Source organism: Streptomyces sp. NPDC048416 (genome assembly GCF_043200435.1).
Classification (GTDB): domain Bacteria; phylum Actinomycetota; class Actinomycetes; order Streptomycetales; family Streptomycetaceae; genus Streptomyces.
This window is the reverse complement of sequence record NZ_JBICXU010000056.1, coordinates 1-17,334: the sequence shown is the minus strand read 5'-3', so window position 1 is coordinate 17,334 and position 17,334 is coordinate 1. Positions and strand designations below refer to the sequence as shown.

The window sequence follows — 17,334 nt, the reverse complement described above, 5'->3', positions numbered from 1 at the left end:
ATAGCTCCGCTATCACGACGTTCCGGCGCCTTGCGATGCACCGCACCAGGCGCCGCACCCTGACCGACCCTGATCCACCAGACACCCCCTAGATGCGGCATGTGCCGTACGCGTTGCTCGCACCCCGTGCGCTTGTCCGTACCAACGCCCTTTGGCCGAAAGGTAGTTGGAGTGGGCGTGCGGAGGAGGGCCGGCCTTTACGCGCCGGTCTTGAGGCCGTCCAAGGTGAGATCGAGCAGACGCTCCGCCTGCTGCCGGTGTTCGGATCCGGCCGAGGTGAGGGCGATGCCTTCCAGGGCGGCGGCCATGTCGGTGGGGCTGATGTCGGTGCGGATGGTCCCGGCGGCCACGCACGCGTCCATGAGTGCGCTCAGGGCGACCTGGATCATCTCCCGGCTGTGACCGTAGGGGCTGTTCCCTGTCGCGGCGATGGCGCGCAGGGCATCGATCATGCCGTACTTGGTGGTCACGTAGTCCAGGAAGAGCCGTGTCCAGGCGCGCAGGGCCTCCAGGGGCGGTTGTTCCGCCAGCAGGGCGGGCGCCGCCTCACACAGGTTGGCCACCTCGTTGCGGTAGACGGCCTCGACCAGGGCCTCGCGGGTGGGGAAGTTGCGGTACAAGGTGGCGCTGCCGACCCCTGCCTCCTTGGCGATGCGCTCCAGATGGGCGTCGAGCCCGTGCGCCGCGAACACGCGGACCGCCGCCGTCAGGATCTTGTCGCGGTTGCGCCGTGCGTCGGCCCGCAACGGCCGTTCTGCTTCGTCCGCCATGAGCGTGTGCCCTGCCTTCCTCACCCGTACGGCTTGCTAAATGGGGGCGTCCCCACTTAGCCTCAAGCAAGTGGAGACGCCCCCACTTTCGTCTGGGTCCACTCTAGGTCACCGCGGTGACCTGCACACACCCCACATCCGAGGGACTGGTCATGACAGGTATCAAGGGCAAGGTCATCGCGCTCACCGGCGCCAGCAGCGGCATAGGAGAAGCGACGGCGATGCATCTCGCCGAACGCGGGGCGCGTCTCGTGCTCGGAGCCCGGCGCGAGGACCGGCTCACCGCGGTGGTGGACCGGATCACGGCACACGGCGGCTCGGCCGTCGGGATCGTTGTCGACGTGACACGCCGCGACGGCCTCAAGCGCCTCACCGACGCCGCGGTCGATCACTTCGGACGGCTCGACGTCCTGATCTCCAACGCCGGCACCATGGCGGTCTCACCCTTCGACGAGCTGCGCCAGGACGACTGGGACGCCATGGTCGCCACCCACATCACGGGTCTGCTCAACGGCATCGCGGCGGCGCTGCCCGTCTTCCGGCAACAGCGCTCCGGGCACTTCGTCAATGTCGCCTCCACCGCCGCCTACGTCGTGAAGGCCCCCCAGGGCGTGTACGCGGCCACGAAAACGGCGGTGAAGGTCCTGACGGAAGGCCTGCGGCAGGAGTCCGGACCCGACCTGCGCGTCACCCTCGTCTCGCCGGGCTTCACCAACACCGAAGGCGTGACCAAGGGCGGAAGCCCCGAAGTAATGGCCGCATTGATCCAGCAGCGCGACGCGATCGCCATGCCGCCCTCGGCCATCGCCTGCGCCATCGGGTACGCCATCGAGCAGCCCGACGGTGTCGACATCAGCGAGATCGTGGTGCGCCCCACGGCCCAGGCCTGACGACCGGCACGAAGCCCGCCCGCGTGGCGACCGGCGGCGCGGCTCCCCGTGAGCCACGGGCCGGGCAGTCGCCACCACGTCATCGGCTGTGATGTGTCATCCCCGGCTCTGTGACGCGTCATCAGGCGCCCCGGGGCCCCGGGCTGTGAGAATCGGCAACCATGGACGGCAGCGAGCAGGAGCCCGGCGACAGCGGTCTGGCCTGGGACGACGAACGGGATTTCGCCGAAGTGGACCGGGGTTTCATCGCCCGGTTGGAACCCGGCGTGGTGCGCGCGCCCGACGGGCGGGTGGTGTGGGACGCGGACGCGTACGGCTTCCTTGACGAGGCGTGTCCGCCGACCGCCCATCCGTCGCTGTGGCGGCAGAGCCGGCTCGTGGCACGGCAGGGGCTCTACGAGGTCGTGCCCGGTATCTATCAGGTGCGCGGGCTCGACCTGTCGAACATCACCTTCGTGGAGGGCGAGCGTGGTGTCGTCGTCATCGACCCCCTGATCAGCAGCGAGGTCGCCGCGGCCGCGCTCGCCCTCTATCGCGGGCACCGCGGCGAACAGCCCGTCACCGCAGTGATCTACACCCACTCGCACGTCGACCACTTCGGCGGCGTCCGAGGCGTCGTCGATCCGGCCGACGTCGCTGCCGGACGCGTCCCTGTCATCGCACCGGCCGGGTTCCTGGAGCACGCCGCCAGCGAGAACGTCTTCACAGGGACGGCGATGGCCCGCCGGGCGGGTTACATGTACGGAGCCGCGCTGCCCAAGGGGCCCGACGGGCAGATCGGTTGCGGACTCGGCCAGACGACATCGACCGGCAGCGTCGGCCTGATCGCGCCGACGCTCGACATCGGCCGGACGGGACAGGAGGAGATCGTCGACGGGGTGCGGATGGTCTTCCAGCTCACCCCCGGCACCGAAGCCCCCGCCGAGATGAACTTCCACTTCCCCGACCTGAAGGTGCTGTGCGTCGCCGAGAACGCCTGCCACACCCTGCACAACGTACTCACCCTGCGCGGGGCCCTGGTCCGCGATCCCAGCGCCTGGGCGCGCTACCTGACCGAGACGATCCTGCTGTTCGCCGACGAGACCGATGTCGTCTTCGCCTCCCACCACTGGCCCGCCTGGGGCCGGGACCGTGCCATCGGCTTCCTGGAGGAGCAGCGCGACGCCTACGCCTACCTGCACGACCAGTCGGTCCGGCTGATCAACACGGGATACACGGGTGCCGAGATCGCCGAAGAGCTCGACTTCCCGCCCGCCCTCGCGAGGGCGTGGCACGTGCGCGGCTACTACGGCTCCCTCAGCCACAACACCAAGGCCGTCTACCAGCGCTACATGGGCTGGTTCGACGGCAACCCGGCCCATCTGTGGCAGCACCCACCCGTCGAAGCGGCCCGCCGCTACGTGGAGTTCATGGGCGGCGCCGACGCCGTGGTGGCCCGAGCGAGGACATCGTACGAGACCGGGGACTTGAGGTGGGTGGCCGAGGTGCTGGGCCACGTCCTGTTCGCCGAGCCCGGCCACGCGCAGGCCCGCGCGTTGCAGGCCGAGGCCTTCGACCGGCTCGGACAAGGCGCCGAGTGCGGCCCCTGGCGCAACTTCTACCTGATGGGCGCCGCCGAGCTGCGCGGCGGCGTCCTCGGCACGCCCACCCGTACGGCACCGGACATCCTCGCCGCCCTCACAGCCGAGCAGATCTTCCGGTCGATGGCGGTGCGCCTCAACGGTCCGCGCGCGGCCGGGGCCGGACGCCTGCTGCTGCGCTGGGAGTTCTCGGACACCGCAGAGGTGTGGTCGCTGCTGCTGTCCAACGGAGCGCTCACACCGATGCGCGGTGACGCCCCACGCGGTGAGAAGCCGGCCGTGGTGCTGCGACTGGCCCGCACGACGCTGAACGCGGTGCTCGGCGGGGCGACCTCCTTCGCCGACGAAATCGCGGGCGGTGGCGTGGAGTTCGACGGGGACGCGCAGGCCCTGGTGACGTTCGGCTCACTGCTGGACGCGCCGGACCCCGACTTCGCCATCGTCACCCCGTGACGCCCGGCCCTGCCTCGCTGAGCAGCAGCGCCGCGAGCGCCAGGGCCACGTCCCGCGGGTCGGCGAGGTCCAGGCCGCTCAACTCCTGAGCCCGGGCAAGCCGGTTGTCCACGGAATTGGGGTGAAGGCTGAGCACACGGGCCGTCGCCCGGCGGTCCTGGCGCTGTTCCAGATGGGTACGCAGCGTCTCGACGAGCTCGGGCCGCGATGCGAGAGGGGCGAGCAGCGCGGCGATACGCGCGCTGCCCTCGCTCGGCCGGGAGAGGTGGTACTCAAGCAGCACGTCGTCGAGCCGGTGCACTGCGGGCCGAGCACCACGGGCCGCCGAGATACGGACGACCTCCGATGTCAGCCGTGCGGCACGCGGCACGTCGTCGGCCCCGGACGCGCCCGCGGCCGCGAGCCGCACCCCCGCACCCGCCGCCTCGCACACCAACTCCCATGCGTGGCCCGGCAGTTCGGTGGCATCCGGCACCACGGCGTGGCCGCCGTCGCCATCGAGTACGGCAAGCACCTCCGCGCCGAAGACACGGTCCAACGCCGCCTGAACGCGCCGCACCAGCCTGCGAACGGCGACCGGGGAACGCGAACTTCCCTCGGTCACCGCCGCGTCGCCGAACCGCAGACACAGCACCAGGACGGGCCCGGCGGGCGCGGAGCCACCGGCGACCGGTCGTCCCTCCAGCAGGGCCCGGGCGCGGGACCGGCGCTGCTCACGTTGTTCGGCGACCAGGGCGGCCTGTTCGTCCAAGTAACTCTGCGCGACCGCGCCCACCACCCGGTCGACGGCGGAGAACAGCTCCCCGGCAAGCTCTGCCAGCGCCTCGTGCTCGCCGGGACCGGACGCCTCCCGCAAGGCCTCCCACAGTTCACGCGCTCCCAACGTGTAGGTACGCAGCAGCAGATGGAGCGGCATGTGCTCCTCGGCGCGCTGCGCCGCGCGCTCCTGGAAGTACTCCATCGCCTCCCGCTGGGACCCCTCGGTGGCACCGCGCAGGAAGAGCCGCAGGGCGTGCCGGGCCGTCGCGGCGATCTCCACGTCCTTCACATCGCCGGGCAGCTCGGCGTAACCGCCCAACTGCTCGAACGCGCCCCGGGCCAGGCGCCGGGCGAGCTCGTTCACCTGAGGCTCACAGCGGGCGGCGAGCGCCGCGACCTGCGGAGACCAACCGGACTGCCCGTACTCCCGCCCCGAATTGCCGTACGCCATGGAGCCTCCCGCTACCTGTGCCTCGCCACCGACGTGGAGCGTCCCCGGCGACCGCGACCTGTCCCCACCGTGGAGCCCGCTCAGCGACTGCGACCTGTCGCCGCCGTGGGGCCCGCTCGGCGACTGTGACCCGTCCCGGCCTTGGAGCCCTCCCGGCGGCCTTGACCCCGTGACCGCCGAGAAGCCCACCCGGCGACTGTGACTGTGACTGTGACTGGTCACAGTATCGGGAGCCCATGACTGTGACGACAACGGGTGGCCCCCGACGTCCACGCCCCGCAGGATCGGCCCACTCCCATGACGCCGCCCGCGAAGGAGACCCACACCCGCTATGACCCGTCACACCACGGCCTGGCACACGACCGGTGTGCTCCTCGGCTTCATGCTGGTCAACTTCGCCGACAAGGCCGTGATGGGGCTGGCCGCCCAGCCGATCATGGATGACCTCGGGCTGAGCCGCGCGGAGTTCGGTACGGCCGCGGCGGCCTTCTTCGCCCTGTTCAGCGTGTCGGCGCTGGCGGTGTCGTACCTGACGCGGACGGTCCGTACGACCGGTCTGCTGCTGGTCCTCGCCCTGCTCTGGGCGGCCGCGCAACTGCCGATGCTCTGGCCGGCGGCCGGGTTCGGCACGCTGGTGGCCAGCCGGGTGCTGCTCGGCGCCGCAGAGGGACCCGCTCTGCCCGTGGCCACACACCATCTGCACGGCTGGTTCGCCCAGCGCGAGCGCACTCTGCCCACCGCGGTACTGCTCACCGGGGCCGCGGCCGGGGTCGCCGTCGCCGCACCCACCCTCACCGTCGTCATCAGCCGCTTCGGCTGGCGGTGGGCCTTCGGCGCGGCGGGTCTCGCGGGTCTGGTGTGGGCCGGGTACTGGGCACTGCGAGGCGCCGAGGGTCCCTACGCACCCGGTGGCGCGGAAAGCACGGACCAGGACATGGCCGCAGTGCCCTACCGGCGGATCCTGCTTTCGGGCACCTGGCTCAGCGCGGCGCTCGGCGCGTTCGCCTCGTACTGGATGCTCAGCGCCAACCTGACCTGGATGCCGGACTACCTGGAGGAGGCAGCTGGGCTCGGCCCGCACCAGGCCGGCGCCCTGGTGACCGTCGCCGCGCTCGCCGGCGGCGTGGTGCTGGTGGGCCACGGGCTGCTGACCCGCCGCAGGAACCGGCCGCCGCTCGGCGCGGGTACGGGAGCGCTGATGTGCGTGGCCGCGGGTGCGGTGACGGTGTTCGCCGTCACCGATGCCGTGTGGCTGAAGGTGCTGCTGATGCTCGGGCCCATGGCTCTGGCCAACGTCGTCATGACCGTGGCCCAGACGGCCTGTGCCCGCATCACACCCGCGCCCCAGCGCGGCACGGTGCTGGGCGCGCTGGCCTTCGTCTATGCCCTCGCAGGAGTGCTGTCCCCATGGGCGATCGGCCGCATCGTCGACTCCGCCGACTCGGTGGCCGACGGATACCGCGAGGCGTTCTTGCTCACCGCCGCCCTGCTCGCCGTCACGGGACTGCTGGCCGTGTGGCGACTGCGCCCGGAACGGGACGGCCGACGGATATCGACCGCGGGACCGAGCGAACCCGCACCTTCACAGGTCGACAGTGCGACGTGAGTCGAGTCGTCGCTGCGCCGGGCAGCGGGCTCGTTCGGCGAGGGTCCCGCCCGCTCGACGCCATCGGCCAGAGCCGTCCGCATGCACCGGCGCGACAACAACGCGCCAACCAGGGGCGCCTGTCCCGGCAACCGATGCCGCCACACACGCGTCGGACACGGCATGCAACATGAATGGCTCTTCTGGCTCATACCGCTGGTGCTCGGCGCGATCTTTCTCTGGATCGGCGTGTACGGAGTGCGCCGCGCCGCCGCGCTTCGACGTACAGGCATCACCGCTCAAGGGCGTGTTGTCCGTCACGAGACCAGGCGGGACTTGGAAGGGGCGACGTCCCGCCACACCCGGTCGTGTCCTGGACGACCCGGGACGGCCGCGAGTGCGTATACGCCTCGATGTTCGGCCGCGGCAGCATCACCCCGCGCTTCGGCGTCGGCAGCACGGTCACGGTCCTCTATGACGAGACGAAGCCCAGCCGATTCGAGCTCCGGGGCTGGGACTCGACTTCGGTCTTCACCGTGTTCACCGTGGTGGGGACAGCACTCACAGCGGGCACGTTGTCGGTCCTCTTCGTGCTGCTGGTCTTCAAGGGGCGGTTGGCGCCTTAAGCGCCAAGTCCGGAAGTGCCATGCCGTCCGATTGTCCCCGGGGCTGTTCTGCGCGCGGCGCAGTGATCAGGTGACCAAGTCCATGCCCGGGTACCGTCGCGGTCCAGGACAAGTTCACCGACGGCGGTTGCGTCATCAGCATCGGTTCGATCGGTGCCGAGCGTCGAGGTGGCTCCCACGGTGCGGCCAAGGCCGCCCTGGCTGCCAGGAATGCTTCGCTCTCCGTGGAACTCGCACCCAAGGGTGTCACCAGCAACGTGATTTCCGCGGGCTTCGTTGCCGGCACGAACTTCTTCCGTGGCCAGATGAACGAAGAGCGCCACCGCGCGCTCGTGGAAGAGACACACCACAAGCGTCCGGGAACGGTCGACGACATCGCCCAGACTGCCTACTTCCTTGCCTCCCCGGGCGCCCGGCACATCACCGGCCAGACCATCCATCCCAACGGAGGCGCTTAACCACGCGGTAGTGCCTGGCGCCCCTCGACCAGCGCCCCGAATGGCGTCAAGTAACCTCCACGTTCGCGTGAGCAGCGAGCGGTGAGCAGTGCGGCGACGATGAAACAGGCGACGAGCTCGACGGCGGGGGAACGGGATGCTGACCGGGATCGTGATCGACGCGCTGGATGTCGTACGCATGGAACGCTTCTGGCTGGACGCCACACAGGGCCGGACCGGCGGCCTGCACCTGCGATTCGAGCCGACCACGAAGCGGAAGCCGACGCACAAGAACCGACTGCACCTCGATCTGGCCGGCGGCCCGGACTGGCGGGCCGAGGTGACGCGGCTGCTCGCACTCGGTGCGACGCGGGTCGACATCGGTCAGGGGGATGTCCCATGGGACGTGTTGGCCGATCCGGAGGGCAACGAGTTCTGCGTGCTGCGTCCCGGGCACCCGGGCGTGCTCGCCGACTGGGGTCTCGTCGCGATCTGCCTCGACGTCGGGGAGCAGGACAAGGGCGCGCAGTCGGCCTTCTGGCAGTCCCGGGCCGACTGGCACGCGGTCGAATCCCACGAGTGGGGCGTTCGGCTACGCCCGAGTCCCACCAGCACGGTGTCGCTGGTGATGGGACCGCCCGCGGCGCCGAAGGCGGTACGGAACAGGCTGCGGCTGGAAGTCACTTGCCCCGGCGGGGAGCCCGGCGAGTTCAGCGACGCCGACGGGAACGAGTTCCACGTCACGCACTTCGTTGGCTGATACCCCGCCCGATACACCCGGCCCCTCCCGCGCCCGTTGTGCTCCCTCGCTCAGAGCGAGTTGCGGGCCTACCCTGCGGCGGCTGGCGGCTGGCGGCTGGCGGCTGGCGGCTGGCGGCTGGCGGCTGGGACCTGGGAGCCGGTGACCTCGTATTACGCGTACCCGGTGCGCGGGCGGTCCGCCAGAGTTGGGCCACCCGGTGCGCCGGCGGTCGCCCGAACTGGGTCACCGGCGTTGGGCGGGCTGGTGGACGCGGCACTCGCCGCGGAAGGCAAGCTGTCGCCGACCCCCTTCGCCGCCGGACGCCGGGGCGGCCCCGGCGTCCGGCAGGAGGGGACTCAGGTGTGGGCGGCCGCGGCGGCGACGATCCAGTTCCTGAACTCGACGGCGTAATGCCGCAGGTGGTGGTCCAGGACCTCGTCGGGGCACGTAACGGGGAAGTACACCGTCAAGTTGGCCGTGAAGCCGTCCGGGGTGTCTCCGAACTGGATCAGCGCCCGCCCGACGACGGTGCCGTCGGCAAGGAAGAGGTTCGAGGACATCTTGCGGGGAAACTCGGACTCCGGAAGGAGCTCGTCTACGTCCGCGGCCCAGGACAGCGCGTCCGTTCCCCAGCCGCCCATGTAGAAGGAGCAGACGTGGGGGCCGATGTTCTCCACCACGCGCGCACCGATGGAGTCGGTGCCCATCGCGTAGTGCTCGGGGTGCGCGGCGAGGAGCGCACTTTCGTCGCCGGCGAACGCCTCGTCCATCCAGGCGAGGAAGGCGCCGGAGGTGAGGCCCTTCGTAGCGAGCACGGTGGTGCCCGACTTGAAGACGCCCTCGGAGGTGCGAGCGCTCTCGCGCAGGAAGGCGTTGCCTTCCTCGATGTCCGTGGCCAGGAGGTCGAGGAGCCCCTGGCGGCCCAGCAGCGTGCGGAAGCGGTCCAGGGCGCGGCGGGCGTAGAAGAGCTCGAAGTCGTCGATGCTTCCCGGGCCCGTGGGCCCGGCCTTGAGCGTGACGGTGACGGGCGGGGGCGCCTGGGTGTCGGGCATGGTCGAACCTCCGTAAAAATGTGAATGTGAATTCACGTTCGCATGGTGAGGTTACGCCGAGGGGTGCGCCAGTTGTCAAAAGGATCTGCTGAGTCCGCCGCCGCTACCATGCGGGACATGACCGAGGATCCGGATCGCCCAGCGTCCTACCGAGAACCACGGCAGGCACGGAGCGCCGCGACCCTTGCCCGCGTACTGCTCGCTGCCGAGGAGATCGCCGTCTCCGTCGGGCTTGAGGAGATGACGATCGCCGGTGTCGCGGAACGCGCAGGTGTCTCGGTCGGCACGATCTACCGTCGTTTCGAGGACAAAGAGCAGCTGATCACCGCCCTTTCCGAGCGGATGCTGGAGCGGCGCGAGGAGTACGTGGCCGAGCGGCTACGCACAGCCGATCCGTCACTCGACGGTGTCCTTGACGCCTACGCGCACGCCCTGCTCCAGTCCTTCGCCGACAGCAGCAGCCTCTTCCCCGAGCTGCTGCGCACGCGGGGGAGCAGGTCACTGGAGCGCGGGTCCCGCACCATCACCAAAATCCATCGCCTCCTGCTCGAAGCGGCAGCCCCGTACACCGCTCAGATCCGGCGCTCTGAGCCGCAGGCAGCTCTGGACACCGTGGCCCGTGCCGTCCTCGGCGCCTGCTTCCACAATTCCGTGCGTCCCGATCCGGCCACCGGCGAAGCGGCCAGGCGCCGGTACGCCGACGAGCTCAGCGACATGGCCATCGCCTACCTCCTCACCCCCGACCGGCGCCGGACCACCGCCTGAGTCGAGGACGCGGCCGCACGGCCGGCGCATGCGAGATGGGTCGTCGGCGGTACGAGGCTGAGGCCGAGCGTCGGGGCACGACGCCCGGTCGGGGGCCCGCGGGAAGTGGGTTGCCTTGCTGCTTCCGACTGCCCCCATGCAGCCCATCGTGATCATGCGTGAGTGCGGCACGGGAGCCTCGGCGGCGGCTCTCCGTGAGAGGGGGAGAGGGAGGGTCATTCCTACTCGAAGCCGCGGTAGGTCCCCGACCCGTCGACGGCGTCGGCGAACTCGGCAAAGTCCATGTTGCCGATGCTGAGGTTGGCCGAGACCTCGGCGAACCACTGCACGGGGACCCTGAACGTCCGCCCAGGGTCGTCGTCCGAGAGGTCCACGGCCAGGAGCGGGTGGTTCGGATCCTTCATCGTGGCCGCGTCCGCCAGGAATATGTGGATGACCCGATCGTTTTCGTCCGCGGCAGCCTCTTCCAACAACAAGGCGGGGACCCCTGCTTCGGCGAATCGAGGGTCGCTGACACACGTGGCATGGGGATATTCGGCAGCAGCGTCGAGGGCGGCCTGAAGCGTGTTCCAGGCCCCCTCGTCACCGAAGTCGGTACGCAGGACCAGTGAGGTCAAGTCAAAGGGCTGAGGTAGCGTCATCTTGCGATCGTCCCACCCGGCACTGACATCGGCCCCGGCGCGCAGATCGACCTCGACGCGGCCCCCCCCAGCTGGGCCCCAACACCCCAGCGGCGGGGAAGAGTTGATGTTTCCCGCGGCGGTGTTCAGGGATCACGAGACCCTGGCCTCCGAGGGATGGACGGAACGAGCGCATCATGTACGTGGGCGCGTTACGACCACCCGGGTGCGGCCGCAACCTGAGGGGGAGAGCCATCGCGATACGTCCGCATCTCTTCCCGTCTGCACCTTTGATGTACTGAGCCACCTCGTCGGCGCGAGCGGACCCGAGTGGAAAAGCTCATGCCTCGTCCCTCGCAGCGGGAGAAGATCAGCACATGACAACCATCAAAAGGGCGAGCGTCCGATTCGGGATGCTGCCGTTGGCCGCGACATTGCTGCTGGCGGCCGGATGCGGAACGCAGCGGTCGGGGGACGTGGCGAGCGAGTCCCACGGTTCGCGTCCCACGCCGACCGGCATATCGTCGCCGAGCGCGCCGACCGACTTCCCCTGCCCGGGGGAGGCCCCCAAGCCGACGCCTTCCGCGGCCCCCGGCACGACCGCTCCTGCGGTGGCGCCGACCGATCACTACGCCGAGAATCACGGCTTCAGGGTTCCTCTTGAGCTGCATGGTCAGAGCCGCTGCGACGGGCTTGCCGTGGTGGGACGGGTCACGAAGGCGCTCGAACCACTGCGCAAGCGCGGCGACTTCGCACCGCAGAGCGTCCAGAACGCGCTCACCGGCCTCGGCTACTCCGCCGGGAAGGTGAGATCGTACGAGAACGGCCCCACCGGGGTGGGCTTCCTCATCGACATCGGTGCCTCGCCATGGTGCGTGGAGGGCACCATGAGCTCCGACACCACCAAGGCGAGCGCTTTCGCCGGTTACCCCGACGGCACGGGCTGCGAGCCCCCCAAGGGCGGCCACTGATCGAGGGGGCAGGAGCGGGGAGGGCCGTGGGGAGGGCCAGCGGTCGAGGAAGCACTCGACGTGGCTGGGCGCCGGGGCCGACGGTTCTCGGCGGTGCCCTGCCCGCTGGCTTGCCCGTGGTCGGGTCCGCCGGACAGGGGCTTACGGCGCTCGGGCGCACGGGTCACACCTTCGAAGACGTCGCGCCGTCCCTGTGCTCCCCGTGGGCCGAAGCGGGACGAGGGACGGATGGGGCCGCGTAGAAGGATGGTTGAAGTCGGCCGGTCAGCGCCAGGAAGGCGACGAACGTGCCCGTGACGATCCAGCCCGGCCATCCGGCCATGCTCATGTGCAGGGGATCCAGTACGGCTCTGGGGTCGGCGAACTCCACGACCATGCCGACACTCACCGAACTCACGAAGGCGTGACCGATCACGGCGGGCACGACCGAGCGGGAGCGCAGACGCAGCCATGTGAAGACGGGCAGGATGAGGAGACAGCTCATCAGCATGGCGGGCACCGACACGTACCAGGGCCGACCCGGGTACTGGCCGCCCATCAGCAAGGTGGGCAGATGCCAGAGAGCGAAGGCCGCGCTGGTGATCAGGTACGCGCTTATGAGACGCCCACGGCTCCCGTCCTGGGCGAGACGCGGGAAAAGGTACCCCTGCCAGCCCAGTTCCTCGCCGAAGAAGAGCGGAAGCGACACCAGCATGTTGAGCACCGCTGAGGCCGCCCACGTGCCGAGCCCGTTCCAGTGCATCCCATGAAACGGGTATCGGCCGGCCCAGGTGCTGATGACAAGAGCGGCCACCGTGAGGCAGGCGGGGACGACGAATGCCATCAGGCACGCCCGTGCGGTGCGTCCCCAAGGCCTTGTCCAGCGCAGGGCGAGCGTGTCCCGCACCTGGCCGCTGCGCTCGATACAGCGCACAACGACGATCGCGGCGAGGGCGGGCGCCATCATCGCGGCAGCGATGCACACCTGCTCCAGCGCACCCGTTTGCTCTCGTGCGTCGCCGCGCCGATAACCGCTGAGCAGGAGTGGCGACATGGCCGCCCACATGCCGACGTAGGCGACACCGAGGAAAATGAAGAGACCGCGGCGCCGGTTGGCCAGCGGTAACTGCCCGGTTGAGTGCGTCATGACGTGGAACCTACGGAGCGGCGCAGCAGCTGGGGAATCCAGCTGGCCCACGTGCTGCCTGTGAGGTCAACCCCCCTTTCCCGCATGGGGAATTCCCTACCTGTCGGATTCGAGCGGCGGTCGGCCTTGGGTTTCGTCGGAGTGGTCTGGCTGCGACGGCGGGGTGCAGGCGTCGGCGATGGCCCGTGTGTCCCAGTAGAACGGACGGACCTCCGTGATCCGTCCGTCCTTGATCTGGATCGTCTGCAGGATGGGGAAGTTGAGTTCTCGGCCCGTGGCACGAGCGCGTGCCCGGATCTGTGTCAGCACCACCGCAGTCTCACCTGTGGCAAGGAACTCCTGGTCCACCATGTCGAACGACTCCCACACCTGTGCCATCGCGAGGAAGAACTCAGCCATGCCGTCGTGCCCACGCCACGTGCCGCCGTAAGGCAGAGCGTCTGCCTGGTGCAACTCGACGTCCGGCGCGAAAAAGCGGGCGAGCAGGTCGAACGAAGCCTTACCCGGGCCGCCTGCCGCAAGGTACTTCGCCTCGGCCGCGTACATACCGGTGAGGGTGGTCAATGAGTCCGTGGTGGATGACATCGTCATGCCGCCAGCATGGTCAGCGGCGACGGAGTGTGCTGGCGGCGATCGGACATGGTGGTGCCGCGGTCGTCACCGCCGCCATGGGCTGCGATGTCGGCCCGGCGAGGTGCCTTGTCGACGCCGGCTTCGCGGGAGCCACGGCGCGGTCCCGTTCGGCCAACCCCCTTCCCCCGCCCACGCCTCGCCGCCGCAAAAGGCATCGCCCCATGCTGTTGCCTGCTACGGACAGCGCGGCGGGCTCTCGACAGCACTCCTCATCCCACCCACCCCACTCAACCGGCGCTCCGGCCCGCCCGCACCAGCCCCAGTTCATAAGCGACGATCACGGCCTGCGCGCGATCCCGTAGCTCCAGTTTCGCGAACAGCCGGTTGATATGGGTCTTCACGGTGTGATCCGTGATGGTGAGGCGCCCCGCGATCTCCGCATTGGACAGCCCGCGCGCGATCAGGGTCAGCACCTCCGCCTCACGCGCCGTGAGCTCCCCGACCGAATGGGCGGGCAATCGCGATGCCCGCGCATGCACGAACTCACCGATCACGCGTTTGGTGATCTCGGGCGAGAGCAGCGCGTTGCCGGCCGCCACCACCCGCACCGCGTGCAGCAGTTCGGGGAAGGTGGCGTCCTTGAGCAGGAATCCGCCCGCCCCGGCCGCGAGCGCGTCGTACACATACTCGTCGAGACCGAAGGTCGTCAGCATCAGCACCTTCGTCGTCCCGCCGGACGCGGCCACGATCTCGCGGGCCGCCTCGATGCCGTTCTTGTGCGGCATGCGGATGTCGAGGAGCGCGAGATCGGGCCGGGTCTCGGCGGCGATGCGTACCGCCTGTGCACCGTCCTCCGCCTCGCCCACGACCTCGATGTCCTCCTGCGTGTTGAGGAGGCTCACGAAGCCGGTGCGGACGACTGCCTGGTCGTCGGCGACCAACGCCCTGATCACACGCGACTCCTTCTCCATACCAATCATCCGTTTCCCCAAGGGAGTTCGGCCCTTACCAGGAAACCTCCGTCCGGGCCCGCGCCCGCGCCGAGTCGTCCGCCGACCAGGGCCGCCCGCTCGCGCATACCGGTCAGGCCGTGGCCCGCGCCGGAGCTCGTACCACAGCCCGGGCCGTCGTCGTGGATCCGCAGCGTGAGCAGGCGGTCGGCACCGAAGTCGATCTCCACCACCGTACGGGCACCGGGTGCGTGCTTGCGCACGTTGGTCAGCGCCTCCTGGATGATCCGGTAGGCGGACAGCTCCCACGCGGCGGGCAGCGACACGCGCTCTCCGGTGACCTTCAGCTCCGCCGGGCCGGCCACCGACCGGTGCTGCTCGACCAGTTCAGCGAGATGGTCGAGGGTCGGCTGCGGGCCGGCGAGGGCCGCCTCGCCGTGGTCCTGGGGGGCGCGTAGAACGCCGAGGAGTCGGCGGAGTTCAGCCATCGAGGAGCGGGCGGTGCCGGCGATCTGCTGGAAGCCGTCGCGTGCCTCGGCGGTGAGCCCCGGGGTGGTGTACGTGGCGCTCTCGGCCTGCACGGCGATCATCGACACCGAGTGCGAGACGATGTCGTGCAGCTCCCGGGCGATGGCGGCCCGTTCGGCCTCGGCGGCCTGCTGCCGCTCCAGGGCGATCAACTTGGCCTGGGCCAGGGTGCGTTCATTGCGGGTCTCCTCCCGTGAACGTACCGCGTCACCCATCATGACGGCGCCGAAGACGACCACGGTCAGCAGGAATGACTCGGTGAACAGACTGGGGGAGCGCTTCTCCCAGAGCGCCGGCACCGGCAGTTGCATCTTCGACCAGGTGTTGATGTGCACCAGGTTCACGCACAGCGCACCGAGCGCACCGCCCGCGACGGTGAGAGCGGGGTGCAGCACCCGGTCGCGACCCAGCGTGTAGCAGCCGATCAGCCCGCTCGCCATGGTCGAGACGTACAGGTTGACGTCCCCCGCGAACGCGAGCAGCCCCGCTGCGACCGTGAGCACCGCGACGGGCGGGAACGACCTCCGCCACATCAAGGAGGCGGAGGAGACCAACACTCCGACGGTGGTGGTCACGGATCCGGAAAAGGCGATCAGCTCCGCCACCGCTCCGACGGTCAGGGCACCGCCGGTGACCCGGGGGTAGGCGGGTGCCGCGATCCAGACGCGGAACCGCTGTTCAAGGAACGTACGCATGCCTCCATGGTCCGTGCCCGCGCGGGTGCGCACGTCACCGTACGGGTGGAGGCTGCGCGCGGATGTCATGCCACGGGTTGAGTCCCAGGTGCGGAGGCTCGGTTGACGCCGGCCGGACTGCAAATTCGTAGCGTCGGTGGACATGACGGAGAGCCTCGACGGCGCCACCGTCCCCCTCCCCGGAAGAAGGCCCTCCCATGACGCACACCTCCCGGCCCCGCACACTGATCGTCACCAATGACTTTCCTCCCAGCCAGGGTGGGATCGAGACGTTCGTGCGTGAACTGGCTGACCGTTTCCCTCCCGGCGAGGTGGTCGTCTTCACCTCGGCGCCGAGTCCGGATGCGGCGCGGTCGGCATCCGACAAGGACCTCCCGTACCCGGTGATCCGCCACCCGGTACGCACACTCCTGCCCACCCCCCGGACCACTGCGCACGCCGCAACGGTGGCCCGCCGGTATGGCTGCGACCGGGTGTGGTTCGGCGCGGCGGCGCCCCTCGGCCTCATGGCCGGCCGACTGCGGGAGACCACGGACATCCGTACCGCCGTCGCCACCGCCCACGGCCACGAGGTGTGGTGGGCGCGCACCCCCTGTGCTCGCGGCCTGCTGCGCCGGATCGGGACGCAGGTCGACACCCTGACCTGGCTCGGCGCGAGCACCCGGGGGCCCATCGAGGCGGCTCTGGCACCAGGGACCCGCACCGCGCGTCTGGTCCCCGGGGTGGACACCACGGCCTTCCACCCCTCCCTGGACGGCCGTCCGGTGCGGGCCCGCTACGCCCTCGGCCGCCGCCCGGTGATCCTCTGCGCGGCCCGGCTGGTCCCGCGCAAGGGCCAGGACACGCTGATCAGGGCGCTGCCCTGGATCCGCAGGGCGGTCCCGGACGCCATGCTCCTTCTGGTCGGCGACGGCCCTTACGACCGGGGGCTACGCCAACTGGCCCTGAGTGAGGGCGTGTTGGACTCGGTCGTCTTCGCGGGTGGCCACCCCCACCACGCCCTCCCCTCCTTCTACGCCGCCGCCGACGCCTTCGCCATGCCCTGCCGAACCCGCAGACGCGGCCTGGAAGTGGAGGGCCTGGGCATCGTCTACCTGGAGGCCGCCGCGTCGGGGCTCCCCGTCCTGGCGGGTGACTCCGGCGGCGCCCCCGACGCGGTACGCGAGGGCGAAACCGGACACGTCGTCGACGGCCACTCGGTGGCCGCGACGGCGGACCGCCTGACGAGACTCCTCCGCAACCCCGGACTCGCCCACGAGATGGGTACGAAGGGTCGTCATTGGGTCCAGTCGGAGTGGACCTGGGACCGCTCCTACACCACGCTGGCCGGCCTGCTCCATTCACCGGGCGCAGCGCAGCGCAGTGAGTGAGTGAGCCGGAGGCGTATCCGAACGGTTCGTCCGACGAAGGCTGGGCGTGAACGGGGGTCACGCCGTGCAAGCGGGGCACGCTCGTCGACAGCGCCATCGGTCCGGCGGTACTGGTGGACCTGACCGACAGCACGTCCGCCAGTCTTGCCTACGAGATGTGCGGCGGCTGGTCCTGGAGCGGCGACGCGGCTTCCACCATCGCCCCCACGCTTTCGTCGAGACGCTGATGCAGAAGTATGCGCCCGCACCGCACGCGGTCCTGACGTGTCCGGCTCGGCCCCGCCGTCGGCCCCGCCGTCTAGGGGGTGTCTGGTGGATCATGGCCGGGGGTGCGGCGCCTGGCACGGCACCTCGCGGCGTTGCCGAAACGCCCCGATAGCTCCGCTATCAC

General features: G+C 70.0%; 16 protein-coding genes and 1 pseudogene. 9 read left to right on the top strand and 8 right to left on the bottom strand.

Going from position 1 to position 17,334, the window contains the following annotated elements:
- Window positions 1-197 precede the first annotated feature (197 nt).
- A complete protein-coding gene (locus ACGFW5_RS34705; protein ID WP_393838339.1) occupies window positions 198-770 on the bottom strand; it encodes a TetR/AcrR family transcriptional regulator in 573 nt (190 codons plus the stop codon).
- A gap of 152 nt (window positions 771-922) precedes the next feature.
- Between ACGFW5_RS34705 and ACGFW5_RS34700 the strand changes: the two genes are divergently transcribed.
- Window positions 923-1,660: an SDR family oxidoreductase gene (locus ACGFW5_RS34700; RefSeq protein WP_393838338.1), complete on the top strand. Its 738-nt coding sequence runs from the start codon at window positions 923-925 to the stop codon at window positions 1,658-1,660.
- 161 nt (window positions 1,661-1,821) lie between these two features.
- Window positions 1,822-3,693, top strand: coding sequence for an alkyl/aryl-sulfatase (locus ACGFW5_RS34695; protein ID WP_393838337.1), 1,872 nt, complete (start codon window positions 1,822-1,824; stop codon window positions 3,691-3,693).
- Here ACGFW5_RS34695 and ACGFW5_RS34690 read toward each other — a convergent pair.
- A complete protein-coding gene (locus tag ACGFW5_RS34690) occupies window positions 3,683-4,903 on the bottom strand; it encodes a PucR family transcriptional regulator (protein WP_393838336.1) in 1,221 nt (406 codons plus the stop codon). The two genes, ACGFW5_RS34695 and ACGFW5_RS34690, sit on opposite strands and share 11 nt — an antisense overlap.
- A gap of 331 nt (window positions 4,904-5,234) precedes the next feature.
- Here ACGFW5_RS34690 and ACGFW5_RS34685 point away from each other — a divergent pair, with 331 nt between their 5' ends.
- The 4 genes and pseudogenes from ACGFW5_RS34685 to ACGFW5_RS34670 all read left to right on the top strand — a co-directional run bounded on the left by ACGFW5_RS34685 (window position 5,235) and on the right by ACGFW5_RS34670 (window position 8,311).
- Window positions 5,235-6,509 (top strand): MFS transporter, encoded by a 1,275-nt coding sequence (locus tag ACGFW5_RS34685; RefSeq protein WP_393838335.1) that lies wholly within the window; start codon window positions 5,235-5,237, stop codon window positions 6,507-6,509.
- 173 nt (window positions 6,510-6,682) lie between these two features.
- Complete coding sequence (locus tag ACGFW5_RS34680) at window positions 6,683-7,114, top strand: DUF3592 domain-containing protein (protein WP_393838334.1); 432 nt, start codon at window positions 6,683-6,685, stop codon at window positions 7,112-7,114.
- A 110-nt stretch (window positions 7,115-7,224) separates the two neighbouring features.
- Window positions 7,225-7,572 (top strand): annotated as a pseudogene (locus ACGFW5_RS34675) (SDR family oxidoreductase); the annotation flags it as partial.
- A 136-nt stretch (window positions 7,573-7,708) separates the two neighbouring features.
- On the top strand, window positions 7,709-8,311 hold the full coding sequence (locus ACGFW5_RS34670; RefSeq protein WP_393838333.1) for a VOC family protein: 603 nt from the start codon (window positions 7,709-7,711) through the stop codon (window positions 8,309-8,311).
- Window positions 8,312-8,649: 338 nt separating this feature from the next.
- Here the strand turns inward: ACGFW5_RS34670 and ACGFW5_RS34665 are convergent, their stop codons facing one another.
- Window positions 8,650-9,345, bottom strand: coding sequence for a hypothetical protein (locus ACGFW5_RS34665; protein WP_393838332.1), 696 nt, complete (start codon window positions 9,343-9,345; stop codon window positions 8,650-8,652).
- A gap of 117 nt (window positions 9,346-9,462) precedes the next feature.
- Here ACGFW5_RS34665 and ACGFW5_RS34660 point away from each other — a divergent pair, with 117 nt between their 5' ends.
- Window positions 9,463-10,110, top strand: a complete 648-nt coding sequence (locus ACGFW5_RS34660; protein ID WP_393838331.1) for a TetR/AcrR family transcriptional regulator — start codon at window positions 9,463-9,465, stop codon at window positions 10,108-10,110.
- Window positions 10,111-10,331: 221 nt separating this feature from the next.
- Here the strand turns inward: ACGFW5_RS34660 and ACGFW5_RS34655 are convergent, their stop codons facing one another.
- Window positions 10,332-10,727 (bottom strand): DUF6924 domain-containing protein, encoded by a 396-nt coding sequence (locus tag ACGFW5_RS34655; protein ID WP_393838330.1) that lies wholly within the window; start codon window positions 10,725-10,727, stop codon window positions 10,332-10,334.
- A 380-nt stretch (window positions 10,728-11,107) separates the two neighbouring features.
- Between ACGFW5_RS34655 and ACGFW5_RS34650 the strand changes: the two genes are divergently transcribed.
- Window positions 11,108-11,701 carry a hypothetical protein gene (locus ACGFW5_RS34650; protein ID WP_393838329.1) on the top strand — a complete coding sequence of 198 codons (594 nt, stop codon included), beginning with the start codon at window positions 11,108-11,110 and terminating at the stop codon, window positions 11,699-11,701.
- 163 nt (window positions 11,702-11,864) lie between these two features.
- On the opposite strand, the gene ACGFW5_RS34645 is transcribed toward ACGFW5_RS34650, so the two are convergent.
- The 4 genes from ACGFW5_RS34645 to ACGFW5_RS34630 all read right to left on the bottom strand — a co-directional run bounded on the left by ACGFW5_RS34645 (window position 11,865) and on the right by ACGFW5_RS34630 (window position 15,573).
- Window positions 11,865-12,827: a CPBP family intramembrane glutamic endopeptidase gene (locus tag ACGFW5_RS34645; protein ID WP_393838328.1), complete on the bottom strand. Its 963-nt coding sequence runs from the start codon at window positions 12,825-12,827 to the stop codon at window positions 11,865-11,867.
- Window positions 12,828-12,923: 96 nt separating this feature from the next.
- Entirely contained in the window at window positions 12,924-13,418 is a 495-nt protein-coding gene (locus ACGFW5_RS34640; protein WP_393838327.1) for a nuclear transport factor 2 family protein, read from the bottom strand.
- Between the two features lie 269 nt (window positions 13,419-13,687).
- The gene (locus tag ACGFW5_RS34635; RefSeq protein ID WP_393838326.1) at window positions 13,688-14,371 is read right to left on the bottom strand and encodes a response regulator; all 684 of its coding nucleotides are present in this window, start codon (window positions 14,369-14,371) and stop codon (window positions 13,688-13,690) included.
- Window positions 14,372-14,376: 5 nt separating this feature from the next.
- Window positions 14,377-15,573 carry a sensor histidine kinase gene (locus tag ACGFW5_RS34630; protein ID WP_393838325.1) on the bottom strand — a complete coding sequence of 399 codons (1,197 nt, stop codon included), beginning with the start codon at window positions 15,571-15,573 and terminating at the stop codon, window positions 14,377-14,379.
- 197 nt (window positions 15,574-15,770) lie between these two features.
- On the opposite strand from ACGFW5_RS34630, the gene ACGFW5_RS34625 reads away from it, so the two are divergent.
- Window positions 15,771-16,943: a glycosyltransferase family 4 protein gene (locus ACGFW5_RS34625; RefSeq protein ID WP_393838324.1), complete on the top strand. Its 1,173-nt coding sequence runs from the start codon at window positions 15,771-15,773 to the stop codon at window positions 16,941-16,943.
- Window positions 16,944-17,334: the final 391 nt, after the last annotated feature.

Bases quoted from the DNA above. Each gene is read 5' to 3' on its own strand.
- ACGFW5_RS34650 (WP_393838329.1), top strand. From the start codon at position 11,108: ATGACAACCATCAAAAGGGCGAGCGTCCGATTCGGGATGCTGCCGTTG.
- ACGFW5_RS34625 (WP_393838324.1), top strand. From the start codon at position 15,771: ATGACGCACACCTCCCGGCCCCGCACACTGATCGTCACCAATGACTTT.
- ACGFW5_RS34705 (WP_393838339.1), bottom strand. From the start codon at position 770: ATGGCGGACGAAGCAGAACGGCCGTTGCGGGCCGACGCACGGCGCAAC.
- ACGFW5_RS34695 (WP_393838337.1), top strand. From the start codon at position 1,822: ATGGACGGCAGCGAGCAGGAGCCCGGCGACAGCGGTCTGGCCTGGGAC.
- ACGFW5_RS34680 (WP_393838334.1), top strand. From the start codon at position 6,683: ATGGCTCTTCTGGCTCATACCGCTGGTGCTCGGCGCGATCTTTCTCTG.
- ACGFW5_RS34660 (WP_393838331.1), top strand. From the start codon at position 9,463: ATGACCGAGGATCCGGATCGCCCAGCGTCCTACCGAGAACCACGGCAG.
- ACGFW5_RS34630 (WP_393838325.1), bottom strand. From the start codon at position 15,573: ATGCGTACGTTCCTTGAACAGCGGTTCCGCGTCTGGATCGCGGCACCC.
- ACGFW5_RS34685 (WP_393838335.1), top strand. From the start codon at position 5,235: ATGACCCGTCACACCACGGCCTGGCACACGACCGGTGTGCTCCTCGGC.
- ACGFW5_RS34645 (WP_393838328.1), bottom strand. From the start codon at position 12,827: ATGACGCACTCAACCGGGCAGTTACCGCTGGCCAACCGGCGCCGCGGT.
- ACGFW5_RS34700 (WP_393838338.1), top strand. From the start codon at position 923: ATGACAGGTATCAAGGGCAAGGTCATCGCGCTCACCGGCGCCAGCAGC.
- ACGFW5_RS34670 (WP_393838333.1), top strand. From the start codon at position 7,709: ATGCTGACCGGGATCGTGATCGACGCGCTGGATGTCGTACGCATGGAA.
- ACGFW5_RS34690 (WP_393838336.1), bottom strand. From the start codon at position 4,903: ATGGCGTACGGCAATTCGGGGCGGGAGTACGGGCAGTCCGGTTGGTCT.
- ACGFW5_RS34635 (WP_393838326.1), bottom strand. From the start codon at position 14,371: ATGGAGAAGGAGTCGCGTGTGATCAGGGCGTTGGTCGCCGACGACCAG.
- ACGFW5_RS34665 (WP_393838332.1), bottom strand. From the start codon at position 9,345: ATGCCCGACACCCAGGCGCCCCCGCCCGTCACCGTCACGCTCAAGGCC.
- ACGFW5_RS34640 (WP_393838327.1), bottom strand. From the start codon at position 13,418: ATGACGATGTCATCCACCACGGACTCATTGACCACCCTCACCGGTATG.